The organism is Mesorhizobium sp. WSM4828 (assembly GCF_055811175.1).
In genome coordinates, this window is the sequence record NZ_JBVVQK010000029.1 from 26,456 (window position 1) to 45,520 (window position 19,065).

At 62.4% G+C, this 19,065-nt stretch carries 23 protein-coding genes; 9 read left to right on the forward strand and 14 right to left on the reverse strand.

All coding sequences use genetic code 11. The features are described 5' to 3' along the window. Positions 1-43: 43 nt before the first annotated feature. The 4 genes from lhpI to sppA all read right to left on the reverse strand — a co-directional run bounded on the left by lhpI (position 44) and on the right by sppA (position 2,766). Positions 44-1,012 (reverse strand): bifunctional Delta(1)-pyrroline-2-carboxylate/Delta(1)-piperideine-2-carboxylate reductase, encoded by a 969-nt coding sequence (gene lhpI / locus AC0L2X_RS26190; protein ID WP_473600614.1) that lies wholly within the window; start codon positions 1,010-1,012, stop codon positions 44-46. A gap of 52 nt (positions 1,013-1,064) precedes the next feature. Then, positions 1,065-1,397, reverse strand: coding sequence for a LapA family protein (locus AC0L2X_RS26195; RefSeq protein ID WP_352633755.1), 333 nt, complete (start codon positions 1,395-1,397; stop codon positions 1,065-1,067). A gap of 47 nt (positions 1,398-1,444) precedes the next feature. Next, positions 1,445-1,729, reverse strand: a complete 285-nt coding sequence (locus tag AC0L2X_RS26200; RefSeq protein WP_023675261.1) for an integration host factor subunit beta — start codon at positions 1,727-1,729, stop codon at positions 1,445-1,447. 80 nt (positions 1,730-1,809) lie between these two features. Then, positions 1,810-2,766, reverse strand: a complete 957-nt coding sequence (gene sppA / locus AC0L2X_RS26205; protein ID WP_473558713.1) for a signal peptide peptidase SppA — start codon at positions 2,764-2,766, stop codon at positions 1,810-1,812. 306 nt (positions 2,767-3,072) lie between these two features. Between sppA and lptC the strand changes: the two genes are divergently transcribed. The 6 genes from lptC to ptsN all read left to right on the forward strand — a co-directional run bounded on the left by lptC (position 3,073) and on the right by ptsN (position 8,323). Continuing rightward, on the forward strand, positions 3,073-3,786 hold the full coding sequence (gene lptC, locus AC0L2X_RS26210) for an LPS export ABC transporter periplasmic protein LptC (RefSeq protein WP_352488633.1): 714 nt from the start codon (positions 3,073-3,075) through the stop codon (positions 3,784-3,786). After that, entirely contained in the window at positions 3,773-4,381 is a 609-nt protein-coding gene (locus tag AC0L2X_RS26215; RefSeq protein WP_292664963.1) for an LptA/OstA family protein, read from the forward strand. Before lptC ends, AC0L2X_RS26215 begins: the two co-directional genes overlap by 14 nt. Further along, positions 4,381-5,199 (forward strand): LPS export ABC transporter ATP-binding protein, encoded by an 819-nt coding sequence (gene lptB / locus AC0L2X_RS26220; RefSeq protein ID WP_292664962.1) that lies wholly within the window; start codon positions 4,381-4,383, stop codon positions 5,197-5,199. Before AC0L2X_RS26215 ends, lptB begins: the two co-directional genes overlap by 1 nt. Before the next feature lie 197 nt (positions 5,200-5,396). After that, positions 5,397-6,923 carry an RNA polymerase factor sigma-54 gene (gene rpoN / locus AC0L2X_RS26225; protein WP_473600615.1) on the forward strand — a complete coding sequence of 509 codons (1,527 nt, stop codon included), beginning with the start codon at positions 5,397-5,399 and terminating at the stop codon, positions 6,921-6,923. A 291-nt stretch (positions 6,924-7,214) separates the two neighbouring features. Continuing rightward, positions 7,215-7,799 (forward strand): ribosome hibernation-promoting factor, HPF/YfiA family, encoded by a 585-nt coding sequence (gene hpf / locus AC0L2X_RS26230; RefSeq protein ID WP_473600616.1) that lies wholly within the window; start codon positions 7,215-7,217, stop codon positions 7,797-7,799. A 59-nt stretch (positions 7,800-7,858) separates the two neighbouring features. Then, the gene (gene ptsN / locus AC0L2X_RS26235; protein WP_023675268.1) at positions 7,859-8,323 is read left to right on the forward strand and encodes a PTS IIA-like nitrogen regulatory protein PtsN; all 465 of its coding nucleotides are present in this window, start codon (positions 7,859-7,861) and stop codon (positions 8,321-8,323) included. 92 nt (positions 8,324-8,415) lie between these two features. Here ptsN and AC0L2X_RS26240 read toward each other — a convergent pair whose 3' ends face one another. Further along, a complete protein-coding gene (locus AC0L2X_RS26240; RefSeq protein WP_023675269.1) occupies positions 8,416-8,673 on the reverse strand; it encodes a BQ00720 family protein in 258 nt (85 codons plus the stop codon). 63 nt (positions 8,674-8,736) lie between these two features. Next, positions 8,737-9,162 (reverse strand): Hsp20 family protein, encoded by a 426-nt coding sequence (locus AC0L2X_RS26245; protein ID WP_023675270.1) that lies wholly within the window; start codon positions 9,160-9,162, stop codon positions 8,737-8,739. Positions 9,163-9,306: 144 nt separating this feature from the next. Between AC0L2X_RS26245 and AC0L2X_RS26250 the strand changes: the two genes are divergently transcribed. Next, positions 9,307-10,248 (forward strand): nucleoside hydrolase, encoded by a 942-nt coding sequence (locus AC0L2X_RS26250; RefSeq protein ID WP_473600617.1) that lies wholly within the window; start codon positions 9,307-9,309, stop codon positions 10,246-10,248. A 9-nt stretch (positions 10,249-10,257) separates the two neighbouring features. On the opposite strand, the gene AC0L2X_RS26255 is transcribed toward AC0L2X_RS26250, so the two are convergent. The 6 genes from AC0L2X_RS26255 to AC0L2X_RS26280 all read right to left on the reverse strand — a co-directional run bounded on the left by AC0L2X_RS26255 (position 10,258) and on the right by AC0L2X_RS26280 (position 15,237). Further along, on the reverse strand, positions 10,258-10,554 hold the full coding sequence (locus AC0L2X_RS26255) for a hypothetical protein (RefSeq protein ID WP_473600618.1): 297 nt from the start codon (positions 10,552-10,554) through the stop codon (positions 10,258-10,260). A 187-nt stretch (positions 10,555-10,741) separates the two neighbouring features. After that, complete coding sequence (locus AC0L2X_RS26260; protein WP_473600619.1) at positions 10,742-11,110, reverse strand: hypothetical protein; 369 nt, start codon at positions 11,108-11,110, stop codon at positions 10,742-10,744. Positions 11,111-11,160: 50 nt separating this feature from the next. Further along, on the reverse strand, positions 11,161-11,775 hold the full coding sequence (locus tag AC0L2X_RS26265; protein ID WP_023675274.1) for a LysE family translocator: 615 nt from the start codon (positions 11,773-11,775) through the stop codon (positions 11,161-11,163). Positions 11,776-11,878: 103 nt separating this feature from the next. Further along, positions 11,879-13,339, reverse strand: a complete 1,461-nt coding sequence (locus AC0L2X_RS26270; protein WP_473600620.1) for an amidase — start codon at positions 13,337-13,339, stop codon at positions 11,879-11,881. A 6-nt stretch (positions 13,340-13,345) separates the two neighbouring features. After that, positions 13,346-14,254, reverse strand: coding sequence for a ribokinase (locus AC0L2X_RS26275; RefSeq protein ID WP_473600621.1), 909 nt, complete (start codon positions 14,252-14,254; stop codon positions 13,346-13,348). Between the two features lie 92 nt (positions 14,255-14,346). Next, positions 14,347-15,237: a methylated-DNA--[protein]-cysteine S-methyltransferase gene (locus AC0L2X_RS26280; RefSeq protein ID WP_031211349.1), complete on the reverse strand. Its 891-nt coding sequence runs from the start codon at positions 15,235-15,237 to the stop codon at positions 14,347-14,349. A 114-nt stretch (positions 15,238-15,351) separates the two neighbouring features. Here AC0L2X_RS26280 and AC0L2X_RS26285 point away from each other — a divergent pair, with 114 nt between their 5' ends. After that, positions 15,352-16,167 (forward strand): class I SAM-dependent methyltransferase, encoded by an 816-nt coding sequence (locus AC0L2X_RS26285; protein ID WP_473600622.1) that lies wholly within the window; start codon positions 15,352-15,354, stop codon positions 16,165-16,167. A gap of 9 nt (positions 16,168-16,176) precedes the next feature. Here AC0L2X_RS26285 and AC0L2X_RS26290 read toward each other — a convergent pair whose 3' ends face one another. Further along, on the reverse strand, positions 16,177-16,671 hold the full coding sequence (locus AC0L2X_RS26290; protein WP_473558691.1) for a DUF2244 domain-containing protein: 495 nt from the start codon (positions 16,669-16,671) through the stop codon (positions 16,177-16,179). A 22-nt stretch (positions 16,672-16,693) separates the two neighbouring features. Here AC0L2X_RS26290 and nth point away from each other — a divergent pair, with 22 nt between their 5' ends. Next, a complete protein-coding gene (gene nth / locus AC0L2X_RS26295; RefSeq protein ID WP_473600623.1) occupies positions 16,694-17,515 on the forward strand; it encodes an endonuclease III in 822 nt (273 codons plus the stop codon). A gap of 34 nt (positions 17,516-17,549) precedes the next feature. Here nth and AC0L2X_RS26300 read toward each other — a convergent pair whose 3' ends face one another. Beyond that, the gene (locus tag AC0L2X_RS26300) at positions 17,550-19,061 is read right to left on the reverse strand and encodes a tripartite tricarboxylate transporter permease (RefSeq protein ID WP_473600624.1); all 1,512 of its coding nucleotides are present in this window, start codon (positions 19,059-19,061) and stop codon (positions 17,550-17,552) included. Positions 19,062-19,065 lie beyond the last annotated feature (4 nt).

The following is a 19,065-nucleotide window of genomic DNA, read 5'->3' on the forward strand; positions in this document are numbered from 1 at the left end:
GCACGATTAGCACGATTTCCTACTGCCCTACTGCCCTACTGCCCTACTGCCCTACACTTGCCCGATACACGGCAATGCCGGCGGCGAGGTCCTCGAGGGCCGCGCCGACCGACTTGAACAGCGTGATCTCGTCGTCGCTCTGCCGACCTTCTTTCTGGCCGCGCGCCAGTTCATAGAGGTCGGCGACGATGGCTTCCGGCTTCAGAACGCCGGAGGCCAGCGGCTGGACGATATCGCCTGCTTCCTTGGTGGCACCGGCGCGGGTGTCGACATAGACGCGGGCGCGTGCAATCGCGTCGTCGTCGCTTTCGCGCATCGCCGGTGTGAAGCCGCCGACCAGATCGACATGGGCGCCGGGCTTCAACAGTGCCCCCGTGATCAGTGGCGTGGTGGTGATGGTCGCCGACGATACGATATCGGCCTTTCCGAGTTCGGTGTCGAGGTCGCCTGCTGCTTCGGCCGCAAAACCCTCGGCACGCAATTTTGCCGCGACCTTTTCGGCATTGGCTGGCGTGCGGTTCCAGATGCGGATGTTCCTGATCGGACGCACCGCCGAATGCGCCTTTGCAAGGAATGGCGACAGCGCGCCGGCGCCCACCACCAGCAGCCGCGATGCGTCCTCGCGGGCCAGATAGGAGGCGGCCAGCGCCGAGGCACAGGCAGTGCGCCACTGTGTCAGCCTCTGGCCATCGATCAAGGCCTGCGGCTCGCCGGTGGCGCCGTCGAGCAAGAGGTAAAGCCCCATCACCGCCGGCTTGCCGACGGCATTGTTGTCGGGCGACACGGTGACGATCTTGACGCCGATATGGCCATCGGCCGAGGTGCCGGCTGCGTTGAAGTCGGTCCAGGCCGGCATCAAGAGCAGCGTCGAGGCGGCGCCATCGGGCCGCTCGACCGTGTGATGGTGCCTTACCGGCTGCACGGCGCCATCGCGAAAAGCGGCACGCAACGTCTCGACCAGCCCGGAAAAGGTCAGCGCGCGATCGACCTCGGCGGCGGAAATGGTCAGCATGAAAGGCTCCGTGGAGAACTAGGCCGGTTGTGCTTCAGGCCCGAGCCGCGGCTCAGTTCGTCGGCTTCGGCAAGGCTGGGCCCTGCGACGCGGTGGGCGCGCGGCTGACCGCCTGGCGCAGGTTCTCGGCCTCGGCGCCGCGCTGGCGCGCCAGCTTGCGGTAGCGGCCCTGCTTGATCCAGGTCGCCAGGCTGCCGACGATCATGCCGATGGCCAGCGCCAGGAACAGGAAAATGAAGAGCGGCACGGTCAGCGTCAGCGCCGGATTGCCGGGATTGAACGGATCGAGTGTGAAGGCCACCGGTTCGCGGTTGGCGACGGCCAGCGCAATCAGGATGACGGCCAGCGGCACGAAAACCACGATGAGAATGAAGCGATTGAACATGTTTTTCCGTTCGGAAGAAAAGGCAGGAGCGGTGGCGGGCGCCGCGCCTATTTGCCTCCGTTCAGCCTTTCACGCAATTCCTTGCCGGTCTTGAAGAACGGTACCCATTTCTCCTCGACCTCTACGGATTCGCCGGTGCGCGGGTTGCGGCCGGTGCGGGCAGGGCGGTTTTTCACCGAAAACGCGCCGAAGCCGCGCAACTCGACCCGGTTGCCCTCGGCAAGCGCGTCGGTGATTTCATCGAAGATGGCGCTGACAATGTTTTCGACGTCGCGCAGGAAAAGATGCGGATTACGCGTGGCGATGATCTGCACAAGTTCGGATTTGATCATGAAAAGGTCCCCGTAAAAGCAGTGCCGCCGAAATTATCAGAATGATTTTATTTGGTTTTTCACTCGTCCCAAGCGGTTCCTCAAGGGTGCCAGACGGAAACGAGACCGTCAAGAAACAAGCGGTCCGCTCCAATTTCGTGAAGGACGTCGCCGCCATGGCCGGGCAGGCCAAGCGCAGCACCGACGGTCTGCGCCATCGCCTTGGAGAACAGGAAACCCCCGTGTTTTTCCGTGTCCTTCCATTCCACCACCTTGAGCTTGGCATCGACACCCTTGCCTGCAAGCCAGTCGATCGCTTCGGCCTCGCCGCCGACCGCGTCGATCAATTTGTTGGTGACCGCCTGCCGGCCGGTGAAGATCGACCCGTCTGCGAGCGCCAGCGCCTCCGGCTTGGTCATATTGCGGCGCTCGGCGACGATGCCGACGAACCAGTCGTAGCTGTCGAGGATGAGCTTGCGGACCATGGCGCGCTCATCGTCATTGGTCGGCTTGAAGGGAGAAGGCGAGGCCTTCAAGGGCGAGGATTTCACCTCCTCCAGCTTGACGCCGAGCTTGTCCATGAGGCCGCTGACGTCCGGGTACTGGATCAGCACGCCGATCGAGCCGACGATCGAGGATTTGCGTGCGACAATATGGTCGGCCGCAGTGGCGATCATGTAGCCGGCCGAAGCCGCGAGCGTGCCGACCTCGGCCACCACCGGCTTGTCGGCGGCGAGCTTGCGCACTGCCTCATAGATCGACTCGCCACCGACCGTGGTGCCGCCGGGTGAATCGATCGACAGGATCACAGCCTTGACGCGCGGCGACTGACGGATGGCCTCCAGCCGCTTGATCAGTTCTTCGTCTTCGGTGATGGTGCCTTCGATCTTGACCTTGGCGATGTGGTCGACAGCCGCGCCGGTGAAGTCGTCACCATAGATCCACGCCGAAAAGGCGATCAGCCCGGCTGCGGCGACGATAATCGCCGCAACACGCCAGAATGTCAGCTTGCGGCGCAAGCGGCGGCGGTCGATCAGGTCGTCGGCTTTCAATGCCATGGTCAGCCTCGTAGTCGGTGGGAGCAGATGCTTTTAAAGCAACCATTCGCGCCCGGCTACCGTTTCCTGACGACCTTGCGCCAAAGGCCGTCAGACATTCGTGGCAGGCCTCAACCTGTCACGTTCCACGGGCTCTAACACTGTGCGCCCATATCTGGTATGAGGTACAGGCTGCGCTGGGGCCATTTTCATTGTACAGGGGCGGCTGTCACATTTTTGCGGTTTTCCTCGGCTTGTGCTTGCTTGAGGGCGCCGGCACCCCACCTATAGGGCGGCCTGGCGGGCAGGGGTTTAGAAGAAGCAGTCATGTTAGCGGGACCAATCGAACCGACCAACACCGAGACGGAGTTGGCTCCCAAGGCCGCAGGCCGGGCGCGGGTCGACGCGTTTGACATTGCGCAGCGTCATTCGCGCCGGGTCCGGATCCTCAAGCTGGCCGTGCCGCTGGTCGCTGCCGTGATCGCGGTCGCGTTTCCGGTCTATTCCTATCTCATGGCTCCCGCTGCAATCGAGGTGCAGGCTGATGGCGGCGCCTTTGCCAATGGCAAGCTGGTGATGGCCAATCCCAAGCTCAACGGCTTCACCAAGCAGGACCTGCCCTATTCGATGACGGCCCTGCGCGCCATACAGGACGTCAGCAAACAAGGCATCATCGATCTGGAAGGCATCAAGGCCAAGCTGCCGATTGCGGCCGACAACACGGCCGCCATCGATGCCACGCACGGCACCTACGATCGCGACGGCAACACGCTCAGCCTGACCAGCGACGTGACCGTGTCGACCACGGATGGTGTGGTGGCAAAATTCAAATCAGTCTATCTCGACATGGGCGAAGGCACTATGAAGACAAGCGAGCCCGTCGATGTCAGCCGCGGCGGGTCGCGGATCAGGGCGGATTCGATGTCGGTCCAGGATAATGGCAAGGTCCTGGTTTTCGAGAACAAGGTGCGCGTCGACATCGATCCCGCCAGTTTGAAGGCGGCAGAGGCAAAGAGCGGAGAGACCAATGCGGTTCAGTAGTTCGGCACGGCGCCTCGCCGCGATTTCGGCGTTGACGCTTGGGTTGCCCTTGGGGCTGACTTTCGGGACGGCGCCGTCGCTGGCGCAATCCAGTGCCACCAGCCAAATGTCCGGCCTCAGGCTGTCGGGCGACAAGCCTATCCAGATCGAAAGCGACAAGCTCGAGGTGCGCCAGGCGGAAAGCGTCGCCGTCTTCACCGGCAACGTCAACGTCGTCCAGGGTCCAACCGTGCTCAAGGCCGGCAAAATGACGGTCTATTACGTCAGGGATGCAGGCGCCGCCAAAGGCGCCCAGCCTGCGGGTGCCGCGGCAATGACCGGATCCGCCAACATCGACCATCTCGAGGTCGACGATAAGGTCTACATCAAATCGGACAATCAGGTTGCCACCGGCGACCGCGGCACCTTCGACATGAAGACCGAAGTGCTGGTGCTTTCGGGCAGCAAGGTCGTGCTCTCGCAAGGCGACAACGTGCTTGTCGGCTGCAAGCTTACCGTGCAGATGAAGAGCGGCCTTGCCCAGGTCGACGCTTGCGGCGGCCGCGTCATGATGTCGATCACGCCGCCGGCGAAGTCCGGAGCAGCGAAACCCTGATGACCGGCATATCGTCGTTGCTGGCGCGTCTTCCAGGGCGCGCCGCCAGCAAACTTGCGGCACCGGCCAGGGTCACCGTCGAAGCGGCAAAGTTCAAGGGAACTTTGATCGCCAAGGGGCTGACCAAAAGCTACAAGGGCCGCAAAGTCGTCAGTGGCGTGACGCTAGGCGTGCGCGCCGGCGAGGCGGTTGGGCTGCTTGGCCCCAACGGCGCCGGCAAGACGACCTGTTTCTACATGGTAACCGGCCTGGTGCCGGTCGATGAAGGCACCATCGAAATCGACGGTTTCGACGTCACGTCGATGCCGATGTATCGCCGCGCCCGTCTCGGCATCGGCTATCTACCGCAGGAAGCCTCGATTTTTCGCGGCCTGAATGTCGAGCAAAACATCCGGGCCGTGCTCGAAGTGGTCGAAAAGAGCCGCAAGGAACGTGAGCGCCTGCTCGACGAATTGCTCGAGGAATTCCATATCAGCCATCTGCGCAAGGCTCCGTCGCTGTCGCTCTCCGGCGGTGAGCGGCGACGCCTCGAAATTGCCCGTGCGTTGGCAACCCGCCCCGCCTACATGCTGCTCGACGAACCTTTCGCCGGCATCGACCCGATCGCCGTCGCCGACATCCAGCAGCTCGTGCGCCACCTGACGGCACGTGGCATCGGCGTGCTGATCACCGACCATAATGTGCGCGAGACACTTGGCCTGATCGACCGCGCCTACATCATCCATGCCGGCCAGGTGCTGACCCATGGCCGGGCCGACGAGGTGGTCGCAAATGCCGATGTGCGGCGGCTTTATCTCGGCGAGGGATTTACGCTCTAAATGCGAAATTCCGGTTCGAGCGGGATTTCCGGCGTAGTCCAGCAGCTTTTTCTTCAATTTTCTGCCTGAAAACGCGCAGGCAGGCGAGTTTTACCGCTCCTCGCCTTGACAAGCAAAAGCCGGGCCAGTTTCTATGCTGGCCTGGAAAATTCCTTCCAGCAGTGCGGGTGCGTAGACGGAGCGTTTGAAACCGAACCATGGCGTTGGCGGCAAAACTACAGCTACGACAGTCGCAGTCGCTGGTGATGACGCCGCAGCTGATGCAGTCGATCCGCCTGCTCCAGTTCACCCATCTCGAGCTGGAACGCTTCATCGACGACGAGATCGAACGCAATCCCCTGCTGGAACGCGCCGAACCGCAGGAGGACGCCGCCAGCGACCAGGCGCAGAAGGGCGACGCCGCACCGGAACCAGCCGCCGACGGCGACTGGTTCGAGGCGGAGACGGCGTGGAGCGCCGAGGCGATCTCGGAAAAGCTCGATACGTCGCTGGAAAACCTGTTTCCTGACGATCCGGGTACGAGCGAGCGGCTCGGGCCCGACCTGACGGCACAATGGAAATCGGCGTCCGGCAACGGTTCCACCTCTTCCTCCGACGGCTTCGACGTCGCGGATATGGCGGCGGCTGCCATCACGCTGCGCGACCATGTCGGCGAGCAGGTGGCGCTCGCGTTTGCCGATCCGGCGGCGCGCCTGATCGCCGGCGAGCTTGCCGACGGCCTCGACGAGGCCGGCTACATGCGTGCCGACATGGCCGAGATCGCGGCCCGCCTCGGCACGGACGCCACGGCGGTGGCAAAGGTCCTGGCGGTCTGCCAGACATTTGAGCCCGCCGGCATGTTCGCCCGCGACCTCGCCGAATGCCTGTTGCTGCAGCTTGCCGTGCGCGACCGGCTCGATCCGGCGATGAAGGCGCTGATCGCCAATCTCGAACTCCTGGCACGGCGCGATTTCCAGACGCTGAAGCGGATTTGCGGCGTCGACGAGGAGGATCTGCTCGACATGCTGGCCGAGATCCGGGCGCTCGACCCGCGGCCGGGAATGGCGTTTTCGCGCGGTGCCAGCGATGCGATCGTGGCCGACGTCGAGGTGCGCGCAGCCAATGACGGCAGCTGGACGGTCGAGCTCAATGCCGAGACGCTGCCGCGCGTGCTGGTCGATCACATCTATTTCGCCCAGGTCACGCCACATGCGAAAAACCAGGCGGAAAAGGATTTCCTCGCCGAATGCCTGCAGAACGCCAACTGGCTCACACGCAGCCTAGACCAGCGGGCGAAGACCATTCTCAAGGTGGCCTCCGAGATCGTGCGCCAGCAGGACGCTTTTCTCGTCCACGGCGTGCGGCACCTGAAGCCGCTCAACCTGCGCACGGTGGCGGACGCCATCGGCATGCACGAATCAACGGTCAGCCGGGTCACGGCAAACAAATACATGCTGACGCCGCGCGGTGTGTTCGAACTGCGCTATTTCTTCACCGCCTCGATCGCTTCGTCAGGTGGCGGCGATGCGCATTCGTCGGAAGCGGTGCGCGACCGCATAAAGCAGCTGATCGACGAGGAGAAAGCCGTCGATGTGCTTTCCGACGATGCTATCGTGGACATGCTGCGGGAAAGCGGCGTCGACATCGCTAGGCGCACGGTGGCCAAGTACCGGGAAGGCATGAACATACCCTCGTCGGTGCAGCGGCGGCGCGAAAAACGCGCTTTGGCCAGCGCCGGCCGTTGATCTCCGGCGGAATTTCCACAGCTTTCGCCCTTCATTGACAAGCGGCAACGAAGTGGCTAGAAGCCCGCCCGCATGAGACGGGCTGGCGACTGGATTTGAGTTCGCTGATGCCCGCACGAGAGATGGTCCGTCACGACGTAGGCCACGGGACGGCCAAGAAGGCGGCTTGTGATCAACCGGAAAGTTCGGATCTAAAATCGGCGCAAGTGACGCCGCAAAAGCTTGTGCGCGCGGACCACGAGTATAAACTCGGGACAGTTTGAAGCCTGAGCAAGGAAGGTCAGTTTTCAGATGACACTGCGCATATCGGGAAAACACATGGATATCGGCGATGCGTTCCGTACGCGCATCAACGACCGTGTCGGGGAAGTGATCGGGAAATATTTCGATCGGGGCTTTTCAGGGCAAATCGTAGTCGTCAAATCGGGGTCGCGCTACACGGCCGATTGCATGATCCGGCTGGACTCCGGTGCTTCGCTGCAGGCGACCGGCGATGCCCAGGATCCAACGCTTGCCTTCGATACCGCGGCAGACCGTCTGGAAACGCGCCTCAGGCGCTACAAGCGCCGGCTGAAGTCGCACAATTCAGGCAATAGCAACGGCGAGCTCACCGACGTCGCCTATACGGTGATGGCGCCGCTTGCCGACGACGAGGAGGACATACCGGAGAATTTCGCGCCGGCCATCGTCGCCGAATCGACCATGACGCTGCGGACCATGTCGGTGGCGTCAGCGGTGATCGAACTCGACACCAAGGACACCCCGGTCCTGGTCTTCCGCAATGCCGGAAACGACCATCTCAACATCGTCTATCGCCGGCCGGACGGGAATATCGGCTGGATCGACCCGTCCACGGCCAAGGTCGCGCAGGGGTAAAGACCAGCCGCACGCGAGCGTGGGGACTGGCGACGGCAGGCGAACAAGGGATTTCAAGCATGGATCTGAGCGATCTCGTCAGCGTTCCGGCAATCATGCCGGCGTTGAAGGCGAACTCCAAAAAGCAGCTGCTGCAACTGCTGTCCGAAAGGGCGGCGGCGATTTCCGGCATTCCGGAGCGAGAGGTGTTCGATACCATCCTGCAACGCGAGCGCCTCGGCTCGACCGGCGTCGGCAACGGCATCGCCATTCCGCACGGCAAGCTGGCCGGGGTGAAGCGGATCGCCGGCGTTTTTGCCCGGCTGGAGACACCGGTGGACTTCGAAGCCCTCGATGATCAGCCGGTCGACTTGGTGTTTCTGCTTTTGGCCCCCGAAGGTGCCGGCGCCGACCACCTCAAGGCGCTGTCGCGCATCGCGCGGGTGCTGCGCGACGCCGACACGGTTGCCAAGATCAGGGGCACGCGCGACGCCGTGGCCATCCATGCACTGCTGTCGGACACGCAGGCCTCGCACGCCGCCTGAGGTTTTGATTAAATCCGTTGACGGGCCGCCGTGAGCGGCCCTGTTCGTTTCCAACCAGATCGCTGCGCCGTATTTGTCAGTGGATAGCGACGTTAGTGGATAGCGACCGGGGTCAGATCGTTTTCCAGTGCGCCAGCCAGTGCCCGGTCGCGAGCGTCCGAAAGCAGGATCGGCTGGCCATTGGCGGCAAACAGGGCCCACAGTTCCAGCCCGGGGGCGATTTCGCCGAGACCCGGGAAACGGCCGCGCAGATCGTCGCTCGACACTTTCCTGAGATAGGCGACCGAACCTTCGCCGAGATGGGCGAATTCGCCGCTGGTCATGATGATATTTTCGTTAGTTCTGGTCATTTCAAGCCTCCTTGCCGCGAGACGCCGCTCAAGGCCATCCCGCATGAGAGCTATCGGCAAAAATCAGTCTTTCACCGATATGTTTATTTTTCGTACCAGCCGTTCGGATTCCGGCCGATCGAGATCGATCGACAGAAGGCCGTTCTTCAATTCCGCCGCAATCACCCGCATGCCGTCGGCCAGCACGAAACAGCGCTGGAACTGGCGCGCGGCGATGCCGCGGTGGAGAAATTCGCGCTCGGTGTCGTCGTTCTGACGGCCGCGCACGACCAACTGGTTCTCCTCCGTTGTGACATCGAGATCGCTCTCCGCGAAACCGGCGACGGCGAGCGTGATACGCAGCCTTTCGGTTTTGCCGTCGGCACCGCTGAGGCGCTCGATGTTGTAGGGGGGATAGCTGTCACCGGACTTTGCCAAGCGCTCCAGCGTCTTTTCCATGGAATCGAAACCGAGGAGAAGCGGGCTGGAAAAAGGCGTCATTCGGCTCATGTTACAGTGTCCTCTCAAGAGCGACATAAAGTGGAAAAACCCGGATGGCATTTTTCCCGATGGTCTTGATATGGTCCGTCGCCCGGCAGACTTCAAGCCGTCACTCGTCCCGCCCAAAAAGACTTGCCAAAACAAGGAATTGAAATGCCCCAATCCCGCAGGATCATCATCGACACTGACCCCGGCCAGGACGATGCCGTCGCCATATTGCTGGCGCTCGGCAGCACCGAGCTGGAGATCGTCGGCATCACCGCGGTGGCCGGCAACGTGCCGTTGAAACTTACCGAAAAAAACGCCCGCAAGATCTGCGAGTTGGCCAGCCGGCCGGACGTCAAGGTCTATGCAGGCGCCATCCGGCCGCTGGCGCGCGAACTGGTCACCGCCGAAGAAGTGCATGGCAAGACCGGCCTCAACGGACCGCAACTGCCCGAACCAAAGATGAAGCTGCAGGACGAGTATGCGGTCGATTTCATCGTCGAGACGCTGATGAGAGAGGAGAGCGGCACAATCACGCTGTGCGCGCTCGGGCCGCTCACCAACATTGCGCTGGCGCTGATCCGCGAGCCGAAAATCGCGCCGCGCATCAAGGAGATCGTGCTGATGGGCGGCGGCTTCTTCGAGGGCGGCAATGTCACGCCGACCGCCGAATTCAACATCTATGTCGACCCGCATGCCGCCGATGTCGTGTTCAAATCCGGCATTCCGATCGTGATGATGCCGCTCGATGTCACCCACAAGGCACTGACCACCGCCAAGCGCACGAAGGCCTTCCGCAAGCTCGGCACCAGGGTCGGCACGGCCACAGCGGACATGCTGGAATTCTTCGAACGTTTCGACGAGGAGAAATACGGCACCGATGGCGGCCCGCTGCACGATCCTTGCGTCATCGCCTATCTGTTGAAGCCGAAGCTGTTCAAGGGCCGCAACTGCAATGTCAGCGTGGAAACCGCCTCGGAGCTCACCATGGGGATGACGGTTATCGACTGGTGGGGAGTGACCAAGCGGCCGAAGAACGCGATGGTGATGCGTGACATCGACCATGATGCGTTTTTCGCGCTGTTGCTGGAAAGGCTGGGGCGGCTTTAGCGCCGTCGTTCAGTCGTCGAGGAGGCGATAGGTGGTGGTGCCGTCCTGGCGTTGCTGTTCTTCGACCGAGACTTCCGATCCGATCATGTGGGGTGTTTCCACCTCACCATCGACAAATATCCGAGCGTTGCCGTCATTGAGGCGAACTTCATATCTATAATAAAGTCCATGGCCGACGGAACCTTTCGGATTTAGAGGCATCGTCGCAACATCTTCGACGGTACCTCCTACGAGTTGTATGCCCGTGATCGGGCTGTTCTGCCTTGTTACAATCGGCACAGCGATCGCGAGAGCGAGCGAGCACAAGATTGTGACGCCAACAACTCTGTCGTGAAACTCTTCCCGAAGCAGAAGAATGCGGGTTCTAAGAGAAAGATTTGTCGGTCCCATACCTTATAGTTGAGTAGCGTAGGGGCTTTGTTCAAGAGCGATTCCCCGAAAAAGCCCTGTCACTCGTTTCACCTTCGAAAACAGCTTATTGATCGATCGCCGTTCAGTTTGCAAACCGGTAAAAGACGAAGCCATTGTCGCGCGTGACACGCTCGATGCCGACGCGGGAGCCGATCAGATGCGGAAGGTCGTCGTAAACCAGAACCGTCGAACCGTTCTGAAGGACCAACAGATATTGGATATTCTGCCCTTTGCCGTGTCCACTTTTGATCGTTGCATCGACCGGGTCGACCGACCGGATCGGGCTTGCGTCATTCGCCCATTTGTTCAGAGCCGACGGAACCATCGCCGCGAAGAAAGCAATGAACAGGATGACGCCAAACGCGTTCCTTTTCAAATCCGCGTAAGTCCACGGCATAGACATGAATCCCCGACTATTGATCCATGTGGTAGCCTGAAGGCCAACTTTCAATCGGCCTTCCTATTCCAGGATGTTGCTGTTGGCCGCCGGGCTCGCGGCTGTTACTTCGCCTTGGAAAACGCCAGCCACAGTCCGCCGCCCACGAGGAAGCTGCCGCTGATCCGCGACAGCAGCTTGACGCGGCCGGCCGACAGCAGGCGCCCGGCGCGGCCGGCGGCCAGCGCGTAGGTCGAATCCGACACTGCGGCGAAGATCATGGCGGTGAGACCCATGACGCCGATCTGTAATGCGTAATTGCCTTCAGGCGCGATGAACTGCGGAAAGAAGGCGCCGAAGAACACCAGCGTCTTCGGATTGCTGATCGCCACCAGCAGCCCCTGCAAGAAGAAGCCGCCACGCGGCTTTTTTGCCGATCCGTCGGCGTTAAGCTTGCCTTTCGAGCGGAACATTTGCACGCCCATCCAGATCAGGTAAGCGGCGCCGATCAGCCGGACCCATTCGAACCAGTGGCCCATGCCGGCGATCAGCGATGTCAGCCCGATGCCGACAATGGCGATCATGATGGCTAGCCCGGCCTGGGTGCCGGCGACATTGGCGAGCCCGGCGCGCGAGCCGTGGCGAATGCTGTTGGCGATGATCAGCGTCACCGTCGGCCCCGGCACCAGGATGATGACGATGCAGGCGACGACGTAGGTGGCGTAGAGTTCCAGCGACATTTTTCCCTCCGCAGAATGCCGCTCGTGCGGCGCGCTGTCGCGATCAATGCATGGCGATGAGTTGCGAGCAAGTCGGCGAGGCGCCGACAATGCGGAGCTGATTTCAGCAGGCGCCTGCCTGCCATGGCAGCCTTGCCTCATAGGCGGCAGCCGCCCTCAGCACGGAGAGGTCACCGCGCGGTCGCCCGATCAATTGCATGCCCATTGGCCTGTCCCTGGCGTCGAAGCCCGCCGGTACGTTGACCGCCGGGCAGCCGCCCAGCGTGGCGAGCGCTGAGACCTGCATCCAGCGGTGATAGCTGTCCATGGCACGCCCAGCCACTTCCCTTGGCCAGTGGGTGAGGACATCGAAGGGAAAGACCTGTGCGGCTGGCAGCGCAATCAGGTCGAAACGCTCGAAGAGCGATAGCAGCATTCCGTGCCAGGACGAGCGCCTCACCGTGGCGGCATGGATCTGCGGCGCGGTGAGGCGCATCGCTTGTTCCACCTCCCAAACAGCCTCCGGCTTCAGCAGACTGCGTTTCAAGGGATCATCGTAATGCGCCTTGAGCGCACAACCACTGCTCGCCTGGCGAAGCGTTACAAAGGCTTGCCACAGCGCTTCGAAGTCGAATTCCGGCATCAGCGGCTCGGCCTCGAAGGATACATCCGCGAACCGGCCGAGTGCTGCCTCGCAAAGCTGTAGAATGCCTGCTTCAACCGGCAGATGGCCGCCGAGATCGCCGAGCCAGGCGATACGCCCGCCGGCCGCCGGCGTTTCCACCCCTTCGAGAAACGAGCCTGGCTTATCATGCGACAGCGGCGCGCGAGGATGATAGCCGGCCTGGACGTCGAGCAGCAGCGCCATGTCGCGCACGTTACGCGCCATCGGCCCTTCGACGCCCATCTGCGTATGAAACACATCAAGGTCAGGGCCAGCCGGCACCAATCCCTGCGACGGGCGGAAGCCAAAGACATTGTTGTAGGCAGCGGGATTGCGCAGCGAGCCGCCAAAATCGCTGCCATCGGCAACGGGAACCATGTCGAGCGCCAGCGCGACCGCCGCACCGCCGCTCGAGCCGCCGGCGGTCAGCGCCGGGTCGAATGCGTTGAGCGTCTGTCCGAACACGGTGTTGTAGGTGTTGGAGCCGAGCCCGAATTCGGGAACGTTGGTCTTGCCGATGATGATCGCGCCGGCCTTGCGGACGCGCTCGACGAAGAAATCGTCTTCCTCAGGCACGAAATCGACGAAGATCGGCGAGCCGAAGGTGGTTCTCAGGCCTTTTGTCAGCGCAAGATCCTTAATCGCGATCGGCAGGCCGAACAGCGATCCGGTATCTCCTCCTCGCGCCAGATGGGCGTCAGCGCTGTCGGCCTCGCGCAGGATGTCGGCACGCTCACGCAATGAAACGATAGCGTTGACCAGCGGGTTCACTACCTCGATCCTGTCGAGAAATGCCGCGACCACTTCGCGCACCGAAAGCTGCCGGCGCCTGATCTTCTCGGCAAGCTCCACGGCAGACAGGCGGCAGATGTCGCCGGCGGGCGGCACCGCATGATTCGTGGTCGGGCGCACGGCTGTCATCCCGCTTTAGCCTGCGGATTTCTGCAAGGCGGCATCGACGTCCCTGGCCAGCGGGATGGCCGGCTGTGCACCGGCTTTCAGGCAGGCCAGCGAACCGGCTGCGGCAGCGCGGGCAAGCGCCTGGTCGAGCGGCAGGCCGGCTGCCAGCCCGGCGGCGAAATAGCCGCAGAACGTGTCGCCGGCGCCGACCGTATCGAGCGGGGTGATTTGCAGCGCCGGAACCATCAGGAGATCGTCCGGTGTTGCCGCCAGAACGCCGTCCGGGCCAAGCGTGACGACGATGGTGCGGCCGGTTCTCGCGGCATAGTCGCGCATCCGTGCCGGGCGGTCGCGGCCGCTCAACGACAGCGCCTCGCCATAGAGGTCGAACTCGGTTTCGTTGGCGACGAGATAGTCGGCCTTGCCGAGGAAGCCGGCCGCGTCGCTATGGAAAGGGGCGGTGTTGAGCACGGTGACCGCACCGGCCGTCCTTGCCGCGTCAAGCGCCGTCTCGACGGTTTGCAGCGGGATCTCCAGTTGCAACAGCACGACATCGCCGTTTTTCAGGAAAGCCTTGGAAAGGTCACCCGGCACGACCGAATCGTTGGCGCCCGGCACAACGGCGATCACGTTCTCGCCGTCGGCGCCGACCATGATCAACGCGGTACCGGTCGAGGCAAAGGTCTCGCCAACGCCGGACAGGTCGATCTTGCCGTCGCGCAGCAGCGCCAGAGCGTCGCTGGCGAAGCTGTCCTTGCCGACGGCGCCGACCATGCGCACCTTGGCGCCGGCGCGGGCGGCGGCCAGCGCCTGGTTGGCGCCTTTGCCGCCGGGGGCCGTGGCGAAACCGGAGCCGCGCACGGTCTCGCCGGGACCGGGCAAGCGGTCGACACTGGCGATGAGGTCGAGATTGATGGAGCCGATGACGACGATCAAGAAGTGCCTCCCGCTAGCGCATATCACTCTAATTGCGCGGGAAGCTACTCCGTAACATCGCTGCTTGTCACCCTAGCGGTCCTTGCATCGCTTCAAGAGACCTGTCCCGCCTCCCAGCCGAGGATCGCGCGTTTGCGGGTCAGACCCCAATGGTAGCCAGTGAGCGCGCCGGACTTGCCGAGAGCCCGGTGGCACGGCACGACGAAGGACATCGGGTTGGCGCCGACCGCGGCACCGACAGCCCGGCTAGCGCTCGGTGCGCCGATGCGCGCGGCGATCGAGGAATAGGTGCATGCCTGGCCCATCGGAATGCGCAGCAAGGCCTCCCAGACACGGACCTGGAAGTCTGTGCCGATCATGACGACGCGCAGCGGCTGGTCGGCGCGCCACAGCGACGGATCGAAGATGCGCGCGGCATAGGGCGCCGTCGCCGCCATGTCCTCGACATAGGTCGCATTCGGCCAGCGGCTGGACATGTCGGCAAAGGCCGCACGCTCGCCGCCGGGGTCGTTGAAGGCGAGGCCGGCAAGGCCGCGGTCCGTCACCATGATCAGCGCGATGCCGAAAGGCGAGATATGATAGCCGTAGCGGATGGTGAGCCCTGCGCCGCGGGTCTTGTAATCGCCCGGCGACATCGCTTCGTGGGTGACGAACAGATCGTGCAGCCGGCCTGGGCCGGACATGCCAAGCTCGAACGAGGTTTCAAGCAGCGGCATGCCGGCATCGAGCAGTTTGCGCGCATGATCGAGGGTAACGGCCTGCAGAAAGGCCTTGGGCGACAGGCCGGCCCAGCGGGTGAACAGCTTCTGCAGGCCGGTCGGCGTCTCGCCGACCTCCTCGGCCAGCACTTCCAACGAAGGCTGGTCGCGATAGTCGAGGCTGATCTTTTCGATGGCACGACGGACGATTTCGTAGTCGCCGCCTTCAGGCGTGATGTCTTTCTGAAGGATTGCTGTCGTTTTGAGAGGCATTTGGGCGTTCATGGCAGTATCTCCTTGCGTGCGAATATCGTCCTTCGCGGCGCCGATCACCACCCGAAACTTGCTTTCCCGCGGCATGTACCCAGATAGAGCTGGCTTTGAATGGGGAGGACGGTCGTGGCTGGTGAAAAGGTAAACCTGACCGGGGCAAAGGAGACTTTGCTTTTGACACTTTACGGCAAGGCGCTGGAGAGCCGGCTGCCCAATTCGCTGCTCAGGGACTACTTTGCCGACGAGGCGGTGCGCAACATCGATTATGATTTCTCGCGGCTCAAGGTCGACAACAATCTCGGCATCGGTCTAGCAATCAGGGCAAAGACGCTGGACGTCTGCGTTCAGGACTTTGTCGCCCGAAATCCTGACGCCATCGTACTGCATCTGGGGTGTGGGCTCGATACGCGCATATTCCGTATCGACCCGCCAGCCGGCGTGGACTGGTTCGACGTCGACTATCCCGAAGTCATCGAGCTCAGGCGCAAGCTCTATCCCGTGCGCGATCACTATCACCTGATCGCTTCGTCGGTCACCGAACCGGGATGGCTGAACGAAGTACCTCGGGATCGCCCGGCCATAGTCGTGGCGGAAGGCCTCACTCCCTACCTGGGCGCCGAGGAGGGGCGGCAACTGTTTTCTCGTTTGGTGGGACATCTCTCGAGCGGCGAACTGGTTTTCGATGCCTATAGTCGCCTGGGCCTGAAGATCATTCGCCTCAATTCCTCCTTCCGCGCCACTGGCGCCGAGGTCCATTGGAGCATCGAGAACCCGCATGAATTGGAGCGAGCCGTTCCAAAGCTGCGGTTCGTCGAGGACATCCCTGCCTATAAGCCGGAACATGCCGCCCGCATGCGCTGGTTCGCGAAACTGTTTGTTCGCCTTTGGAAATACATTCCGGCATTGCGCAAGATCGGCAGGCTGTTGCGCTATCGGTTCTGAAACGCTGGCTCAGCGCGCCTTGGCGGTTGCCAGAGCGCGCGAAAATGCGTTGGCAAAACTTTCGCGGTCGTCGGGGTTGAGAAAGCCGCCGATCGAGACGGTTTTTCCTTGCGCCTCGACCGCCATTCTGGTGATGCCGATCTCGGCATGGCGGGCGATCGAAAAGCGCGCCCAGAACGGATTGAAGCGGTGTGCTTCCGATTTGCCTGACGGGGCAGTCTTGCGGATGTCGAGGCTGGTGCGCGACACCGATACCTCCTCGCGAGCCCGGGCGGCACGATAATTGGCGCGGAAGGCGATGTAGACGGCGATCACGTCGAGGCCGAAGAAGCCGAACACCGGCCAGGCGCCGCGCGACAGAAAAAACGCTCCGGTCACCAGCCACCCGAACAGCAGGGCGCCCATCAGTATGGCAAAGCCGGTCTTGCCCAGCGACCGGTGCGGTGTCAGCAGCGCCTGGAAGAATGGCTCGTCGGCCTGAAATGAGGCGTTTGTGTCGCTCATTGCAGAATATTATAGGAAGGCAATGACAAGCCCCAAGCCCAAAAACTCTTCTGCGCTAAAAAAAGACCTGTTGCCCGGCCGCCGCGATGGTTCGAACGCCAAGCCGAGTCCGCGGCCCGCAAGATCCCGGGCGCTTTACAGCGCGGCCGAGGTGCATGAGATTTTCCGGCGTTTTTCCGTTCAGCGGCCCGAACCGAGGGGCGAACTCGAACATATCAACGCCTTCACGCTGTTGGTGGCGGTGGTGCTTTCGGCTCAGGCGACGGATGCCGGCGTCAACAAGGCGACGGGGGCGCTGTTCAAAATTGCCGACACGCCGCAAAAGATGCTGGCGCTGGGCGAGGCCAGGCTCGGCGACCATATCCGCACGATCGGGCTGTGGCGCAACAAAGCCAAGAACGTCATCGCGCTGTCCGAGGCGCTGATCCGCGACCATGGCGGCGAGGTACCCGAGGATCGCGATCAGCTGGTCGAGCTGCCGGGTGTCGGGCGCAAGACCGCCAACGTCGTGCTCAACGTGGCATTCGGCCAGCATACGATGGCGGTCGACACGCACATCTTCCGCATTGGTAACAGGCTCGGCCTGGCGCCGGGCAAGACGCCGGAACAGGTCGAGCAAGGGTTTTTGAAGATCATTCCGGATGAATATATGCGGCATGCGCATCATTGGCTGATTCTGCACGGCCGCTATGTCTGCAAGGCGCGCAAGCCGGATTGCCCGGCCTGCGTCATCGCCGATATCTGCAAGGCCAAGGAAAAGACGACCAGCGTGCCTGCACCGCTGGTCGAGATCGCGCCGCTCGGGCCAGTAGAGGCGGCTACCGAATCAGTGCCAGCCAAGTGACTCTGAAGTTCCTCCGATGTGGCGCCGTCCACGTTCAGGAGCTCTCCTCGACGAACACCTCCTCGCGCTTCTTCCTGACCGCGGGGAGAAACACGATGACGAGCACAGCAAGCGCGATGAGGAGCAGGCTGGCGCTGATCGGCCGCGTCACGAAGGTGCTCGGGTCGCCGCGCGAGAGGATCATGGCGCGGCGCAGATTTTCCTCGAGCAGCGGGCCGAGCACGAAGCCGAGCAGCAGCGGCGCAGGTTCGCAGCGCAGCTTGGTCAGGAGGTAGCCAAGCAAGCCGAAGAAGGCGACGGCATAGAGGTCGTAGACGTTGGTGTTGACGCTGTAAACGCCGATCGAGCAGAACGCCATGATGATCGGGAAGAGCACGTAGTAGGGGATGGTAAGAAGTTTCACCCAAAGCCCGATCAGCGGCAGGTTTAGGACAATCAACATCAGATTGCCGATCCACATCGAGGTGATGATACCCCAAAACAGCGCAGGCTGTTCGATGGCGACATTGGGGCCGGGCACGATGCCCTGGATGATCATCGCGCCGATCATCAGCGCCATTACCGGGTTGGCCGGAATGCCGAGCGTCAGCATCGGGATGAAGGAGGTTTGGGCGCCGGCATTGTTGGCCGATTCCGGCCCGGCGACGCCTTCGATGGCGCCCTTGCCGAATTCCCCGGGATTTTTCGAGACACGTTTTTCGACGGTGTAGGAGGCAAAAGCGGCAAGGATCGCGCCGCCTCCCGGCAGGATGCCGAGCGCCGAACCGATGATTGTACCGCGCACGATGGGAGCCGCCATGCGCCGAAAATCTTCGCGGGTCGGCATAAGGCCTGAGATCTTTCGGATCAGCACGGAACGCCCATGCTCGTTTTCGAGGTTGCGCAGTATTTCGGCGACGCCGAAGACGCCGACCGCCACTGCGACGAAATTCAGCCCGTCGGCATATTCCCGGATACCGAGCGTGAAGCGGGGCGTACCGGTGTAGATATCGGTGCCGACAAGTCCCAGCAGCAGGCCGAGCACGACCATGGCCAGCGCCTTGACGATCGAGCCGTGGGCGAGCGCGACGGACGAGACCAGGCCGACGATCATCAGCGAAAAATACTCGGCCGCGCCGAATCTCAGCGCTATCGCCGTCAGCGGTGGGGCAAAGATGGCGACGAGGAAGGTCGACACCGTGCCGGCAAAGAACGAGCCTATCGCCGCAGTCGCCAGGGCTGCTCCGGCGCGGCCGTTCCTGGCCATCTGATAGCCGTCGATTGCGGTGACGGCTGACGAGGATTCGCCGGGCATGTTGATGAGAATGGCGGTGGTCGAGCCGCCATACTGCGCGCCGTAATAGATACCGGCGAGCATGATGAGAGAGGAAACCGGGTCGCCGATCTGGAAGGTGATCGGCAACAGCATGGCGATGGTTGCGGTGGCGCCGATGCCGGGCAGCACGCCAATCAGCGTGCCGAGCAGGACGCCGATCAGGCAGAAACCGAGGTTTGCCAAAGATGTGGCCGTCGAAAAGCCGAGTGCGAGGTTGTTGAGGAGTTCCATTTCA

Bases quoted from the DNA above. Each gene is read 5' to 3' on its own strand.
- AC0L2X_RS26280 (WP_031211349.1), bottom strand. From the start codon at position 15,237: ATGAACGCCCAAATGCCTCTCAAAACGACAGCAATCCTTCAGAAAGAC.
- AC0L2X_RS26245 (WP_023675270.1), bottom strand. From the start codon at position 9,162: ATGAGCCGAATGACGCCTTTTTCCAGCCCGCTTCTCCTCGGTTTCGAT.
- nth (WP_473600623.1), top strand. From the start codon at position 16,694: ATGACAAGCCCCAAGCCCAAAAACTCTTCTGCGCTAAAAAAAGACCTG.
- ptsN (WP_023675268.1), top strand. From the start codon at position 7,859: ATGGATCTGAGCGATCTCGTCAGCGTTCCGGCAATCATGCCGGCGTTG.
- AC0L2X_RS26240 (WP_023675269.1), bottom strand. From the start codon at position 8,673: ATGACCAGAACTAACGAAAATATCATCATGACCAGCGGCGAATTCGCC.
- AC0L2X_RS26215 (WP_292664963.1), top strand. From the start codon at position 3,773: ATGCGGTTCAGTAGTTCGGCACGGCGCCTCGCCGCGATTTCGGCGTTG.
- AC0L2X_RS26290 (WP_473558691.1), bottom strand. From the start codon at position 16,671: ATGAGCGACACAAACGCCTCATTTCAGGCCGACGAGCCATTCTTCCAG.
- lptC (WP_352488633.1), top strand. From the start codon at position 3,073: ATGTTAGCGGGACCAATCGAACCGACCAACACCGAGACGGAGTTGGCT.
- AC0L2X_RS26195 (WP_352633755.1), bottom strand. From the start codon at position 1,397: ATGTTCAATCGCTTCATTCTCATCGTGGTTTTCGTGCCGCTGGCCGTC.
- AC0L2X_RS26300 (WP_473600624.1), bottom strand. From the start codon at position 19,061: ATGGAACTCCTCAACAACCTCGCACTCGGCTTTTCGACGGCCACATCT.
- lhpI (WP_473600614.1), bottom strand. From the start codon at position 1,012: ATGCTGACCATTTCCGCCGCCGAGGTCGATCGCGCGCTGACCTTTTCC.
- AC0L2X_RS26200 (WP_023675261.1), bottom strand. From the start codon at position 1,729: ATGATCAAATCCGAACTTGTGCAGATCATCGCCACGCGTAATCCGCAT.
- lptB (WP_292664962.1), top strand. From the start codon at position 4,381: ATGACCGGCATATCGTCGTTGCTGGCGCGTCTTCCAGGGCGCGCCGCC.
- sppA (WP_473558713.1), bottom strand. From the start codon at position 2,766: ATGGCATTGAAAGCCGACGACCTGATCGACCGCCGCCGCTTGCGCCGC.
- AC0L2X_RS26265 (WP_023675274.1), bottom strand. From the start codon at position 11,775: ATGTCGCTGGAACTCTACGCCACCTACGTCGTCGCCTGCATCGTCATC.
- hpf (WP_473600616.1), top strand. From the start codon at position 7,215: ATGACACTGCGCATATCGGGAAAACACATGGATATCGGCGATGCGTTC.
- AC0L2X_RS26250 (WP_473600617.1), top strand. From the start codon at position 9,307: ATGCCCCAATCCCGCAGGATCATCATCGACACTGACCCCGGCCAGGAC.
- rpoN (WP_473600615.1), top strand. From the start codon at position 5,397: ATGGCGTTGGCGGCAAAACTACAGCTACGACAGTCGCAGTCGCTGGTG.
- AC0L2X_RS26270 (WP_473600620.1), bottom strand. From the start codon at position 13,339: ATGACAGCCGTGCGCCCGACCACGAATCATGCGGTGCCGCCCGCCGGC.